Consider the following 13,319-nt stretch of genomic DNA (forward strand, 5'->3'; position numbering starts at 1 on the left):
TTTGTTTGCCTACTGCCCTTATTGTATCGAAACTAAACCGGTGTTTCCACAAATTATACTTTAAATGGAGCACGAAGCCTTTTATTAAATTGCTTCATAATATTTTCTATTTTTTGCTGTTTCAGGTATACTACAATTAAATTCAAAAAATCCGAGGTGACTAACATGAACTGGAAAAGAATCGCAATCGGTGCTGGTATTGGCGCTGTAGCAGGTTATTTTGTTTTACAGCAGCTTGACAACCAGCAAAAAGTTACACCTGAAAAAGCATTGAAATCTGCGAAAGAGGCATTTAAGCAACAAGGTCCTATCAGTGGTTCGTGGATTTATATGAAGCCTGAAGAAATGGAGAAAAACGGTCTGACCTATACAGTTTACCGCGGTGGAATCACCAGAACAATTGATGGACAAAGTACCCAATATGAATTCAAGGTAGACGCAGAAACAGGTTCTATATTAGATGTCGCACAATCTGCTTAATACAATCGTAAATCGTAAAGGACTGGCTATCAGCCAGTCCTTTTATAATTATGTACCATCCGATAATCCTCACTCATATTCGTAACGTGTTCTTTCTAATTGATCTACAATTTCCCCATCAGCATTAAACTTTAAAGCCCGATAATAGGCATCATGGTAAAAAGTATACCAAGCATTCCTTTTAAGGCCTTCTTCCATCCATTTCTTCTTCTGATGGACAGAACTAACAGGAAAATCATCATAGGCTAGTACCCATAGGACATTTTGATGGGCATGGGTTGGCATAAGATCGGCCATATGGATGAACATATCTTCGCCATCCTGGAAAGTGATAATAGCATGCCCATCACTATGCCCGCTCGTATGGATCATCTTTAAACCCTTACAAATCGTAATTTCTTTATCATAAGGTACAAAAAGGTCCTCGATCGGCTTCCAGTTATTCTCCCAATAAGTATTGGCAGATCGGATATTGGGGTTTTTCATTTCCTCCCATTCTGTCCTGCTTACATAGATCGGCACGCCAGGAAAGGCGGCAGTGAGCTCATCTCCATTCCACTTCGTTAAGCCGCAGGCATGGTCAAAGTGCAAGTGGGTCATCAATACCGCATCAATATCTTTGCCAGTTAATCCCAACGCTTGTAATGAAATCTCGATCTTTGACTCTTCTGCGACTCCAAAGTTTCGTATTTGTTTATCGGACAGTTTCTTGTTGCCTATACCTGAGTCGATTAAGTACCTTTTATCCTCTACTTCTATCAATATCGGGTCGGTTCTTAACTCAATTTGGTTTTTTTCGTTATGCGGATACTTCCTGCTCCATAAAGGCTTCGGCACCACTCCGAACATAGCACCGCCATCAAGGTGGTTTACACCTCCATTTAACCAGGTTAGTTTAGCTCGTCCTATAGTAAGTGTTTCCATCTGCTCACTCCTTTTCTAGCTTTCAGGAAAATATGCCTTGCAACGATAAATCGGATGTCCTTTTTGTGAAAACTTTTCTTCATATTCGGTCTCTACATTCGATGGGTCTTGATAACTATGCAAATCAAGCAGTACTTCATCTAGTATCAAGCCGTATTTAGAAAAACTAACTAACGAATATTCAAAAAAGACGCGGTTGTCTGTCTTTAAAATAATTTCTCCATCATCCTTTAATATCCCTTTATATTGCTCCAAAAAAGTATGGTAAGTTAATCTTCTTTTTTCATGCCTTGTTTTTGGCCAAGGATCAGAGAAATTTAAATATATTTTATCGACTTCATTTTCACTAAATAAGTCGCGCAAATCTTTGGCATTCTCATTTATCAGCCGCAGGTTGGTGCTATCAGCGTCTTTTGCCTTTTGGACGGCACTTACAATAATGCTTTTAGCCTGTTCAATCCCGATAAAATTAATATCCTGTTGCTGCTGTGACATGCCAGCGATAAACTGGCCTTTGCCAGTTCCTATTTCTATATGAAGAGGATGATTGTTTTTAAACACCTCTTGTTGCCACTTGCCCTTTTGTTCAAAAGGATTCTGTACGACGATATGGTCATTTTCTCTTAAAAAATCATCTGCCCATGGTTTATGTCTTAACCGCAATTTAGTTGCTCCTCTCGTATTTGCCGTATAAAACTTTACCATTATTTCAACAAAAACAAAAGATATTAGCAAATATTAAGTATAAACGAGCATACTGTCCTAATTCGGCTTATATATAGAAATAATCGAGGTAAATTTTATTATAGCTCTATAACCATGATATACGATGGCTGACAGAGGCTGATAACCATTGGAGTGTAATCGCTTACAGGTGTACGATTAAGGTCGTGCGATAAAAAACGCAAATCAACAGGAGTGAAATGAATTTGAAATTACTAACCGGTATAATAGAAACGATGGTATTAGCTGTATTCTCTGTAATGTTTGCTGGGTATGCATTGTTTATCTACCCATTCGAAAAACTTAATGAAAAAGCAAACAGAGAAGTTAAAGAGAAGCAAATTAAATACTCACCACAAGTTGAAAAAGCCTAAGCACTTTTAAACAGGTCATATATCTTCTGATAATTCCTCTTAGACTAATCAAAAAAGGACTGGATGCGCTATTTAATGTAAATAGCGCATCCAGTCCTTTTTCTGTGAGTATTGAAGAAATGAATAAATACTGCTGGGGACGGAATAATAACTGAAAAAAGGAGATGTTATGATGGCTCCGAATGTGCAAAATCAATTAAACCTTCTTTATGACTTGCTTAGCGAACAATCCGAGGATTGTTGCGGAAGTGTTTCAGAATGTCAGCAAATCCAAAGATTAGTTAAGTCGATGATGGCAAAGCAATCCATTGATGATCCCCTATTGCAGCAGTTATTGCCTGATATTTATAACTATGGACGGCAGGGAGAGCTTGTTCAAAATTTAGACAGCCATATTGAGTCTCATCGGGACAGCCTACAGCAATGGGTTGATGCCATTAGTCCTTCCACCTTGCAGTAACACGATGCAAAAGCCGCTTAAGTTCTTGAAGGCGCTGGGCGGCCTTCTTGATTTCTTCCCGTTCATTGTGCCATATAATATAACTGACAGATTGAGCAATTAAATACCAGTACATCCGGTCCACTAGATGGTTTTCCCTGTCTCCCCCATACCTGGAAAGCCAATCATCCCAATCATGCTCAGGAATGTACCAGTATAATATCATCCCTATGTCCATTGCAGGATCTGCTACCTTAGCATTGTCCCAGTCAATTAAGTACAAACGGCCATCGCTCGACAAAAGCCAGTTATTATGGTTCATGTCACAGTGGCAGACTACTTGTTTATATAACTGGATAACTGGAAGCATTTTTTCTAAATGTTTCATCGCTTTATGAATTTCGAGCTGTGTTGCGATTTCTTCGTTAATTCTGACGTTCGATTTCAAATCATAAAGAATATCTTCTGGCTTGATTGGCCGTTTACCAATCCGCATCAGCATATCTAGTAACTCAGACGAATGGTGTATTTTACTCAACAATTTAGCAACACGCGGATGCTGCATTTCTTCAGGGGAAAGCTCCCTGCCATCCAGCCATTCCTGTGCTGTAATAACATCGCCATTTTCCATTCGCTTGGTCCATACCAGCTTAGGAACTATTCCTTCTGCAGACAATACAGCTAGAAACGGAGAAGAATTTCTCTTCAAGAAAAGACGTCTCCGCTCACTATGAGCATAATATGCCTCTCCAGTAGATCCACCTGCAGGAGTAATTGTCCAATCATCGCCTAATATATTTTCCAACCAATTCACCTTCAATTCCTCAAATCTTTCTTGAATTTCTCCATCCAGAAAGCCATTCAATACACAGATGCTGTTTTGATAAGCCTTTAATGAAATGTGAATCCTCCTCTGATAAGCCTATTGCCAAAGAAGACTTCACTAATTTTTATTTAAAATGGGTAAAGTTGTCTTTCTTAAATTAAGCAGACATACATAAGATTAACTCATTTCCGCAGGTTATTTCAAGAAGATAATTTCGTAAAGACTCCAAAAATTTTTCTTCTTTCTGTCTCTTTACTAATATCACAAGCCTTACACTTTCCATTCTGTCCATCTGCTTGAAAGCTGATCGCTGTCTCTGAATCAACTTTAAGAGAAGATGCGTAATAATGAGATACTTCCTTCATTTTTATGTGTTTTCCCCAAAAAACCGTCAAAAACAGAAGCAGCACCTTCCACCTTGAAATGTTTTCGACTATTAATACGGAGAATATGTTGGGTTGAACCTTGGCCTGCGGATTGATTTTCATCCCCCCGCCGTAATAAGGGTGATTGGATACAGTAAGCATCCAAACGTTATCCATCCGTTTCACGCGGCCATCTATCTCCAACCTGATCGTCAAAGGCTTAAACGACTTTAGAACCGTCAGGAAAGCAAAGGAATAGGTTAACGAGTTAAGCCTTAATCTTGTAAATACCTTTTTGTATTTTGAATTATTCACTGCTTCCACTACATCAGCTTCTAACCCGATCCCAATATTATTGACAAACTGCCTGCCGTATTTTCTGCTGCGATCATCAGTTAAATAATCACCAGGCCAATAATCCCTTTGACGGCGGCCTGCCAGTATGGCTTTAAAGACATCAACGGGATCACCTGCCAAGCCACAGCCTCTAGCAAAATCATTTCCCGTTCCTGCTGGAATAAATCCAATCGGAAGACTGCTAAAATGCTTTAGTCCATTGATTACTTCATGTAGAGTACCATCCCCGCCGATTACAATAAAACAATTGATTTGTTCCTTATGTATTTCCGCTACTTGCTGCGCTATTTTCTCTGCATGGCCTTCATATTCCGTTTTAAATGAGCGGCAGTAACTTTTCTTGAATAGTGGATGTTCTTCGAGCGTTTTTAAAATTTTAAGCCCTTTTCCATTTGCTGAAAAAGTATTTACTATTAATATATACATTCGCTTATCCCCTAAAAATTAATCTGGTGAAGCACGTTGTGATCCACCTTGACTGACTGCTTCATAAATAAATTAACTTATAACTGGCTCGTATCCAATCCGTCATCTTCTTCCCACTCTCGCCGTTTAACAGAGATTGTCTGACAATGTTTCAGCAATGCACTGCAAGCTTTCAGCTGGCCATGCTTTAGAGGTGATACAGCATTTCTTTTTTCCTCCAGCCATTTATCATGGTTTGTGCTGTCAACAAACCGAGTAAGATAGGGTTCTCTTTCATATTCAATCGGATTAGTCCTTGACAATACAATTTTATTAATGGGGAAATCGATATTATATAAATCCAATATGCTTCTGATTACTTGTTCTGTTCTCTTTAATGAAACCATCGGGCTCAAAAAGCGGACAGGTGTTTTGTTTTCATCCACAAGCCACAGCCGTTCATCCTCTGCTGTGATTTTCACTGCCGATTTTTTTTCTGCTAGTTTAATAATCTCTATGCCGTGAGGGTGGATAATAATATGGTCTCCCTCAATCTCACTATTTTTTAAGTAAAATACCGGCCGGTACATCAGTAAATTCGTATCAGGAAATCTTTGCAGAAAATACTTCAAGGTTTGGTCATAGTAAAAGTCTCGATCAATGAAAGACATCCTGGAAACGGTGGTGGAGGCCCATTTTAATTGAAAGGAAAATAAATGGTCCAAAAATCGTTGTTTTAATTCCTCTTTTGTCAACGGAATAGTGCTCTTCTCTTCCTCCGTTTCGAAGGCTTCTTCTTTTTGCTTTCTTTTAAACACCGTTCGCCATTTTGCGAGAGGCTGTTCTGCTGAATAATCTTCCTCTTTGTTTTGATGGCTGCTTGGTTGTTGATCTTCCCATTGAGTAACCGCCTTTTGCCAATTTTCCTTTTTCAATCTGGAAAATTGTCCTGGGTAGTGAAAAATGTTTCTCTCGTATCTTGAAATATAATTTTGCAATTTTATCAACTGTGCCAAACTCTCACCTCATTTCAACTTGAATTCTTTAATCACTTCATATTTAGGTGTTTGAGAAGGATGGATCTGATAAAGTTGGAATTTAGTAATAGCCATATTCTGTTCCGGCGGCTCGTCCCCCATTAGTTCCCCGGTAGTCTGTTCTCCGGACCATTTCTTTGCTAGCGTAATATGCGGTCGGTATGGTCTTTGTTCTGCCGAAAACCCTGTATCTTCACAAACCTTTTCTACGCTTTTCTGCAGAGTCAACAATGGGCTGGTTTTGTGTACACCAGCCCAAACAACTCTAGGTGATTGTGGATTGCCAAAAAAACCAGTACCGCCTATAGTGAGCGAAAAACTCTCCAATTGATTTATTTGCTGTAAATTATTTATAAGTCTCTCAATAGTATTATCGGCTGCTGGACCAAGGAATTTAAGCGTGATGTGCATATCTGAAGGATGTGTCCAGCTCTTAAAAGCAACCTGTTCATTTTCTTTTAGCTGATTTTGCGCATGAATCAAACTGTCAAGGATGCTGCCATCTATCGGGACTCCAATGAAATAGTGCGAATTTCCCGCCATTCTTTAACCTCCTACAGTAAGCAGATTTTCGCTTCTTACTAAGCGTTGGACATAAACAAGCAATCCAATCCCTGATAAAGTAATTAACGCGAAGAAACCATACATAACAAAAATTGTTCCAACGTCTATCATTATTCCACCAAGAAAGGTGAAAAATGCATTACCTACTCCATTACCTACTGCAGAGTAAACACCGACAGCTGTCGCTTGTAATGTTTTCGGTGCAATATCCCTAATAAACAGAAGCGCCGCAGGCACATACATCCCTACCGAAATACCCTGGACTATCGTTGTCGCATAAACAACCGTTGTAGATGGTTCGAAAAAGTAAAGCAGCCATCTGCCGCTCGAAACAAGGCCGCTGATTACTAAAACGTTTAGTAATCCGACTCTATTAATAATCGTTTGAGTGAATTTCATGAACGGTGCTTCACTGCCGGCCGCTAGTAAGAAGGCAACACCTACACCTGCCAGGGTTCCTCCGGCTGTGAGCAGGAATGTGCCAAAATAAAAATTATTGGCTAGCACCGGACCGAATACTAAGAAATTGGCCAGTAGAAACAAACTAAATTCTTTTTGTTTAAAAAGACTTGTAAGGCCTGTCCGGAATGAAACCGTCACCCCCTGACCCCGTTTCGGAAAATGGAACAGGGTAAACAAGGACAACAATATTGCCAACGAAAATGCATAAAAGATCCACGTGATAGAACCAGATAAATCTGTCAGCCTTCCAAGTACAAAAGCTGCTACCGCAAATCCAACAGAGCCAAGTAAACGAATATTCCCATAATCCTTATTATGAGTCTGGACAAAATTCAAGGTTAAACTGTCGGACAATGGGATGAGGGCGCATTGAAAGACAGCTACTACAACAATCCCTAATACCAAGGGGTAATAGCCGGTTAACAATGGATAAACAAACCCCAGCAGCCCTGCGGTCAATCCGGAAATTAATAATAACTTTCTCGGGTTTTTTGTATAGTCGCTGAGCGCACCCCAAACTGGCTGCATAAATACAGTAACCAATGGAATCGCCGAAACGATTAAACCAATTTGTGTTCCGTTTAAGCCTTTTTCTTCTTCGAGAAAAACAGCTAGTAATGGAAATAAAGCACCATTAGAAAAAAAGGTGAAAAAATAGAAAATTTGGAAGAAACGGTATGTTTTTTCTAGTTGAGTCATTCTATCCCCTCTCTATTATATTTTTCTATTTAACCTCTATTCCCATTATACTTCTGTTGTATTCGTTCATATGTATCTTGATTACATATTGCATATAATTCTGCATTGGCTGGAAGTTTGGAATCGAGCATCCGATTGACACTTAAATTATTATGGTCAGCTATCAAAGTTGCGCCATCTTCCAAAAGTTCATTGAATGCATCCCGATAAGTTTGCCAGTGACCAAGTGTTGGCACATGAAATAAATCTTCGCCATAAGAACGGCGCAGCAATTGGTTATAAACATTTGATATTCCTTTGCGGAATGCCGATCGGACGAATAATGAAGAGATTGTCTCATGGGAAACAATAAACTCATCAACGTTAGCATATTCAAAATTTTTGATGTGTGCTTCTTCCATAACCTCTGCAATCGTATGGACATCGTGTGTCAGCGATTCAACGGCAGAAGCAATCAACAATGTCCTGCCATCTCCCAATTGTTTATCCTGAATGCGTTCATCAGCAAATATCAGAACGGCAGCCGCTTCTTTAATATTGGCTTTAAGCAATACACTGCCCTCTGATACGTTTCCTCTTATATAATGGACATTTTCAGAAAGCATAGGTGCTTTTTCTAAATCATCAACAATGACAATTTCCGTATCTTTTTTTGTTTCTAACATTTCTTTGATGGCAGCCTCTGCCTTATGCGACCATCCAATAATAATGTAATGCCCTTTTTCTCGATACACAATATTTCCCTCCTCACGGTTTTTCCGAAAGCTTCCAATTCCATCCAGCACTTTACCAATAACTACCCCAATTAGGCCTATTCCTAATATATAAAGGACGAGTGCAATCATTCTTCCTCCAAAGGTGGCTGGAGAATAGTCCCCATAACCAACAGTAGTGACCGTAGTCATTACCCACCAAAAACCATCAAAAATAGTTGGAAATGTTTCTGGTTCTACCAACACAATTAAAACAGACGCCAGCAGCATTAATAATGTACTGAAGACGAACAAAACTGTGTTGCTTATGGCAACCACCTTTAATATCAATTTTCTAAGCAAATAATCATCCCCTGTTTATTAAAATTAAATGAATTATCAGTAAAATTGAACAGAAATTCTAGCGTTTTTAGTTCAAAAGGTGTAAAATTATTATAAACTTTCAGGTTCACTAGCACCACAATTCTAATGAAATGACATTAAGGAGTGGTTTTTTGAATCAATCAACAACCCGAATGCTAACACGTGTTAAGGCTGTTTATTTGTATATTAGAGAGAATGGTACAGTCTCAACTACCCAATTAGCGGAAGAATTTGGAATCACAGATCGTACTGTTCAAAGAGATCTTCATGTTCTGGAGCATAATGGTCTTGTAGTGAGCCCAAATCGGGGGAGATGGAAAATCACTAAGAAAAAAGTCAAAATTTCTTAACCTGTTTTTATTAAATAAACCATAGACTGACAAAGAATGGTCAGTCTATTTTTTTGATTGATTATATATGACCTTCCAGTTTAGCCATAACTTTTTTGTACTGTCTGGACTAAATAGCTAAGCTCCTCATCTGAAAGCTCTCTGTACTCACCCTTGCCCAAATCCGGGTCAAGCGCCAGCTTTCCCATTGAAATTCTCTTTAAATAGGAAACCCGCTTTCCAACAGCTTCAAACATTCGCTTCACTTGATGGAATTTCCCCTCTGTAATAGTGATTTCAATTTCTGAAAAATTCCCGCTGGATAGGATTTGGAGGTGGGCAGGCCTAGTAACGTAGCCATCGTCAAGCTCTACTCCCTCCTTGAATTTTTGTTTGTCGGCTTCCACTACTTTCCCGTCTATTACGGCATAATAAGTTTTTCCCACATCTTTTTTAGGAGACAGTAACTGGTGGGCTAGTTTTCCATCATTGGTGATTAAAAGTAAGCCTTCTGTATCTTTATCCAGTCTGCCTACTGGAAAAGGGTCAAAGATTACATCTTCCGGTTCAAGTAAATCAATAACAGTGGCATCCCGATTGTCTTCTGTTGCAGAAAGATAACCTGGAGGCTTATTCATCATTAAGTAAATATATTCCTTATAGTCTACTTCTTCTCCAAACACGGTTACCGAATCCTGCCCAGGGACAACCTGGGTTTGCGGTGATTTGATTGGTTCGCCATTACAGCTAACGCTTCCCTTTTTAAGAAGGTTTTTTACTTCTTTTCTACTGCCATACCCCATATTGGCGAGCAGTTTATCAATCCTCATCTCTTATCCTCCAATTATGTGCGCTTTCTTTTAAATAATTTATCTATGAGCCGTACTCTATTGCCTAGCACTCTTTCCAGCAAAGTAGATTCGTAACTAAGCCATAAATAAACGACCATGCCAGCTAATACACCTATCACCAGAACGATAACTGCCTCGATACGTCCATCCTGATAAGTGATAAAAAAGCTGATAATCCATTTTACCAGCCAAACGACAACAGCCATGATAGCAGAAAAAATAGCTATAAGCATGGAACGTTTGGTAAATTGCTTCATTGGAAACCCAATAGCATTTTTCATCCGCCACAAATTCAAACAAACAGCCGTAAATACAGCTAAGCTCGTAGCGAAAACAGCACCTTTGGCTCCAAATGTATGAATGAAAGGGATATTTAAAAATGTCTTTACCATTAATCCGGCAGTTAAGCTGACAACAGCAAAACGCTGTTGATTAATTCCCTGCAAAATCGAAGAGCTAACTGTAAAAAAGCCAAACATCAGAGCTACAGGGGCATACCAACCCAATAGGGGACCATTTATGTCCAACGTCTCATCCAGGCCGTAAAGAGCCCCATATGCTTCATTGGAAAGCAGAGACAGTCCGACCACAGCTGGAAGAATCAACAGCATGATTGTTTGCAGGGATTGATTAATCTGCTGGAACATTCTTTGATGGTTTTGTTCGGTAAACGACTTAGTAATCGCCGGCAGAACAGCTAGTGACATACCAGTTGCAAGCGTTACGGGAATAATTACCAATTTATGGCCGTACAAATTGATATTTGATAAGGCTATATCTGCAATATCGCCTTGGCCAATGGCAGTTATAGCCCGTTTAAATGTTACGGAATCGATGAATTGATATAAAGGAGTCGCTACCCCGACCAGTACAAAAGGACCAGCATAACGGAACAATTCCTTAAACAAATCTTTCATCGGTAAATCATAGGTGTACTCCTGTTGTTGAACCTCCCTGTCTAAATGTTTCTTTCGTTTTTTCCAAAAGAACCATAGTACGATACAGGAAGCAATGGCACCGACGAATGCAGCAAATGTTGCAAACCCAACGGCTAATCGTGTGCTTCCATTGAAAACTTCAATAATTAAATAAACAGCGACAAGCAGGAACACAATTCTGACTATCTGCTCGATTACCTGGGATACAGCTGTTGGGCCCATTGATTCGTAGCCTTGAAAAAATCCCCTCACAATACTCATTGCCGGAATAACAAGCAAGGCAAAGCTGACCATCTTGATAACCATTGCAACATCAGAAGCGGAAATTCCTTTCGAATCATCAGGTATATAAATTTGAGCAAGTAAATCTGCGCCGAAAAACATAACTAAAAAAGCGATAAAACCTGTCATGCTCATTAAGCCTATTCCCGCTTTAAACATTTTTCTTCCTGTTTGATAATCTCCAAGTGAATTATATTTTGAAACAAACTTTGAAACAGCCAGCGGAACTCCAACGGTGGATATGCTAATCAATATATTGTAAGGTATATAGGCATATTGATATAACGAGCCGCCCTCGGTACCCACTAAGTCATAAAAAGGAATAACATAGATCATTCCTAAAAATTTTGAAAAAAAAGTAGCAGCGGTCAAAAGCATCGTACCGCGCACTATATTATTTACAGCCATATTTTCACCCGCATCTTCTTGATTAATCTAACCAGTCTATTTTATCATATAGTTCGGCTCCAAACAGAAATTGTGACTTATTTCTGTTTGGTTTGCCAAGCCTCACCCAATCCTTCACTAGTGTCGGAGCATGAGGGAGCTTACCATCGCACATTATTTGTTATGATAATAGAGAGACTATCAATAGTAACCTACCCTTTATATAAGGGCAGATAACAGGAAGGAATGAATAAATTGTCTTATCAGGTAGCAATTATCGGAGGAGGACCATCTGGCTTAATGGCTGCAATTGCTGCAGCTGAAAATGGAGCTAAAACTCTTCTCATTGACAAAGGGAATAAATTAGGCAAGAAATTAGCTATATCCGGCGGGGGACGTTGTAATGTTACAAACAGGCTTCCCCAGGATGAGGTTATCAAACACATTCCAGGTAATGGTCGCTTTTTATATAGTGCATTTTCAGTATTCGATAATTATGATATCATCGATTTTTTTGAAGGTCTAGGGGTACAACTGAAAGAAGAAGATCATGGTCGTATGTTTCCAGTCAGCAATTCAGCAAAAAGTGTAGTCAATGCACTGCTAAACCGTTTAGAGGAATTGCATGTCACTGTAAAAACAGACACCCCGGTAGAAGCGGTTCATTATGGGGAAAAACAACATACCCTCATTCTTAGGAATGGCCAAAAAGTTACTGCCAACTCTGTAGTAATTGCAGTTGGAGGAAAAGCTGTCCCCCATACTGGCAGCACGGGTGATGGATATGCATGGGCAAAAAAAGCGGGTCATACTATCACAAAAATTTTTCCTACTGAAGTTCCTTTGCTGTCTAAAGAACCCTTCATTAAAGAAAAAAAATTACAAGGATTATCTTTGAGAGATATTCGGTTAACCGTACTCAATGAAAAAGGAAAGCCAATTATCACTCATCAAATGGATATGCTTTTTACACACTTCGGGGTCTCTGGCCCAGCCGTACTTAGATGCTCCCAGTTTGTTGTTAAAGAATTCCTGAAGGGACATAAGCAGGTCACCATGGAAATCGATGCACTGCCAGGTATGACTTCAGATTCCTTCGTTAATGAATATAAACGCAAAATGGAAGAAAATCCTAAAAAAACATTTAAAAATATATGTAAAGGGTTAGTGCCCGAAAGATTTCTTGATTTTCTGCTTTTAAGGAATTCGATCTCCTTAGAAGATAAAGCAGCAAATATTTCCCGGGAAAAGTTTATAAATTTTACTCGCGATTTAAAGCATTTCCAATTCCAAGTCGAAGGTTCGCAGCCTATTGAAAAGGCTTTTGTAACAGGCGGGGGTGTTTCAACGAAAGAAATCATTCCTAATACTTTGCAGTCTAAACTGATGAATGGTTTGTACTTTTGTGGAGAAATACTAGATATTCATGGGTATACGGGAGGCTATAATATTACCTCTGCGATGGTGACCGGCAGAGTTGCAGGCATGAATGCCGCATGGGAAGCTCTGGCTACTTAAGCAGTTTCATCATCAAGATTAATCAAAAAAACACCCTTTGAGAGATGATTCTCTCAAAGGGTGTTTTCATTTTGCCTGGCGGCGTCCTACTCTCGCAGGGGCAAAGCCCCAACTACCATGGGCACTGAAGAGCTTAACTGCTGTGTTCGGCATGGGAACAGGTGTGACCTCTTCGCTATTGCCACCAGACTATTATTTGCGTACATCCAAGTGTACTTATTTTTTCGTGACAACAAATATTATATATGTTTTTCACAAAAAATCAAGGAAAAAATTATTTTTT

At 39.3% G+C, this 13,319-nt stretch carries 15 protein-coding genes and 1 rRNA gene; 5 read left to right on the plus strand and 11 right to left on the minus strand.

Going from position 1 to position 13,319, the window contains the following annotated elements; translation table 11 throughout:
* The first annotated feature begins 165 nt into the window (after positions 1 to 165).
* On the plus strand, positions 166 to 480 hold the full coding sequence (locus tag BLR93_RS15020; RefSeq protein WP_093216304.1) for a PepSY domain-containing protein: 315 nt from the start codon (positions 166 to 168) through the stop codon (positions 478 to 480).
* A gap of 69 nt (positions 481 to 549) precedes the next feature.
* On the opposite strand, the gene BLR93_RS15025 is transcribed toward BLR93_RS15020, so the two are convergent.
* Positions 550 to 1,404: a YtnP family quorum-quenching lactonase gene (locus BLR93_RS15025; RefSeq protein WP_093216307.1), complete on the minus strand. Its 855-nt coding sequence runs from the start codon at positions 1,402 to 1,404 to the stop codon at positions 550 to 552.
* A gap of 15 nt (positions 1,405 to 1,419) precedes the next feature.
* Positions 1,420 to 2,067: a tRNA (guanosine(46)-N7)-methyltransferase TrmB gene (gene trmB, locus BLR93_RS15030; RefSeq protein ID WP_093216309.1), complete on the minus strand. Its 648-nt coding sequence runs from the start codon at positions 2,065 to 2,067 to the stop codon at positions 1,420 to 1,422.
* Between the two features lie 266 nt (positions 2,068 to 2,333).
* Between trmB and BLR93_RS18145 the strand changes: the two genes are divergently transcribed.
* Together BLR93_RS18145 and BLR93_RS15035 are read left to right on the plus strand one after the other, a co-directional pair.
* Complete coding sequence (locus tag BLR93_RS18145) at positions 2,334 to 2,501, plus strand: hypothetical protein (RefSeq protein ID WP_175559385.1); 168 nt, start codon at positions 2,334 to 2,336, stop codon at positions 2,499 to 2,501.
* Between the two features lie 172 nt (positions 2,502 to 2,673).
* Entirely contained in the window at positions 2,674 to 2,961 is a 288-nt protein-coding gene (locus BLR93_RS15035) for a YtzH-like family protein (RefSeq protein ID WP_093216312.1), read from the plus strand.
* On the opposite strand, the gene BLR93_RS15040 is transcribed toward BLR93_RS15035, so the two are convergent.
* The 6 genes from BLR93_RS15040 to BLR93_RS15065 all read right to left on the minus strand — a co-directional run bounded on the left by BLR93_RS15040 (position 2,939) and on the right by BLR93_RS15065 (position 8,710).
* Positions 2,939 to 3,745 (minus strand): phosphotransferase family protein, encoded by an 807-nt coding sequence (locus BLR93_RS15040; RefSeq protein WP_093216354.1) that lies wholly within the window; start codon positions 3,743 to 3,745, stop codon positions 2,939 to 2,941. The two genes, BLR93_RS15035 and BLR93_RS15040, sit on opposite strands and share 23 nt — an antisense overlap.
* A 221-nt stretch (positions 3,746 to 3,966) precedes the next feature.
* Entirely contained in the window at positions 3,967 to 4,914 is a 948-nt protein-coding gene (locus BLR93_RS15045) for a diacylglycerol/lipid kinase family protein (RefSeq protein ID WP_093216315.1), read from the minus strand.
* A gap of 77 nt (positions 4,915 to 4,991) precedes the next feature.
* On the minus strand, positions 4,992 to 5,909 hold the full coding sequence (locus tag BLR93_RS15050; RefSeq protein WP_093216317.1) for an NERD domain-containing protein: 918 nt from the start codon (positions 5,907 to 5,909) through the stop codon (positions 4,992 to 4,994).
* 9 nt (positions 5,910 to 5,918) lie between these two features.
* Positions 5,919 to 6,473, minus strand: a complete 555-nt coding sequence (gene thpR, locus BLR93_RS15055) for an RNA 2',3'-cyclic phosphodiesterase (protein WP_093216320.1) — start codon at positions 6,471 to 6,473, stop codon at positions 5,919 to 5,921.
* 3 nt (positions 6,474 to 6,476) lie between these two features.
* Entirely contained in the window at positions 6,477 to 7,655 is a 1,179-nt protein-coding gene (locus BLR93_RS15060) for an MFS transporter (RefSeq protein WP_093216322.1), read from the minus strand.
* 29 nt (positions 7,656 to 7,684) lie between these two features.
* Positions 7,685 to 8,710 (minus strand): potassium channel family protein, encoded by a 1,026-nt coding sequence (locus BLR93_RS15065; RefSeq protein WP_245690171.1) that lies wholly within the window; start codon positions 8,708 to 8,710, stop codon positions 7,685 to 7,687.
* Positions 8,711 to 8,862: 152 nt separating this feature from the next.
* Between BLR93_RS15065 and BLR93_RS15070 the strand changes: the two genes are divergently transcribed.
* Positions 8,863 to 9,081, plus strand: coding sequence for a DeoR family transcriptional regulator (locus BLR93_RS15070; RefSeq protein WP_093216325.1), 219 nt, complete (start codon positions 8,863 to 8,865; stop codon positions 9,079 to 9,081).
* 80 nt (positions 9,082 to 9,161) lie between these two features.
* On the opposite strand, the gene BLR93_RS15075 is transcribed toward BLR93_RS15070, so the two are convergent.
* Both BLR93_RS15075 and BLR93_RS15080 read right to left on the minus strand, forming a co-directional pair.
* Positions 9,162 to 9,890, minus strand: a complete 729-nt coding sequence (locus BLR93_RS15075; protein WP_093216327.1) for a pseudouridine synthase — start codon at positions 9,888 to 9,890, stop codon at positions 9,162 to 9,164.
* Positions 9,891 to 9,904: 14 nt separating this feature from the next.
* On the minus strand, positions 9,905 to 11,539 hold the full coding sequence (locus tag BLR93_RS15080; protein ID WP_093216330.1) for a putative polysaccharide biosynthesis protein: 1,635 nt from the start codon (positions 11,537 to 11,539) through the stop codon (positions 9,905 to 9,907).
* Positions 11,540 to 11,773: 234 nt separating this feature from the next.
* On the opposite strand from BLR93_RS15080, the gene BLR93_RS15085 reads away from it, so the two are divergent.
* Positions 11,774 to 13,036 (plus strand): BaiN/RdsA family NAD(P)/FAD-dependent oxidoreductase, encoded by a 1,263-nt coding sequence (locus BLR93_RS15085; protein ID WP_093216332.1) that lies wholly within the window; start codon positions 11,774 to 11,776, stop codon positions 13,034 to 13,036.
* A 73-nt stretch (positions 13,037 to 13,109) separates the two neighbouring features.
* Here the strand turns inward: BLR93_RS15085 and rrf are convergent.
* Positions 13,110 to 13,225: ribosomal RNA gene (rrf, locus tag BLR93_RS15090) — 5S ribosomal RNA — on the minus strand.
* Positions 13,226 to 13,319 lie beyond the last annotated feature (94 nt).

The sequence above is a fragment of the Sediminibacillus albus genome, assembly GCF_900101125.1.
GTDB classification, from domain to species: Bacteria; Bacillota; Bacilli; order Bacillales; family Amphibacillaceae; genus Sediminibacillus; species Sediminibacillus albus.

Excerpts from the sequence above, each read along its gene's own strand:
- BLR93_RS15020 (WP_093216304.1), top strand. The coding sequence starts at position 166 with ATGAACTGGAAAAGAATCGCAATCGGTGCTGGTATTGGCGCTGTAGCA.
- BLR93_RS15025 (WP_093216307.1), bottom strand. The coding sequence starts at position 1,404 with ATGGAAACACTTACTATAGGACGAGCTAAACTAACCTGGTTAAATGGA.
- BLR93_RS15035 (WP_093216312.1), top strand. The coding sequence starts at position 2,674 with ATGGCTCCGAATGTGCAAAATCAATTAAACCTTCTTTATGACTTGCTT.
- BLR93_RS15045 (WP_093216315.1), bottom strand. The coding sequence starts at position 4,914 with ATGTATATATTAATAGTAAATACTTTTTCAGCAAATGGAAAAGGGCTT.
- thpR (WP_093216320.1), bottom strand. The coding sequence starts at position 6,473 with ATGGCGGGAAATTCGCACTATTTCATTGGAGTCCCGATAGATGGCAGC.
- BLR93_RS15060 (WP_093216322.1), bottom strand. The coding sequence starts at position 7,655 with ATGACTCAACTAGAAAAAACATACCGTTTCTTCCAAATTTTCTATTTT.
- BLR93_RS15075 (WP_093216327.1), bottom strand. The coding sequence starts at position 9,890 with ATGAGGATTGATAAACTGCTCGCCAATATGGGGTATGGCAGTAGAAAA.
- BLR93_RS15080 (WP_093216330.1), bottom strand. The coding sequence starts at position 11,539 with ATGGCTGTAAATAATATAGTGCGCGGTACGATGCTTTTGACCGCTGCT.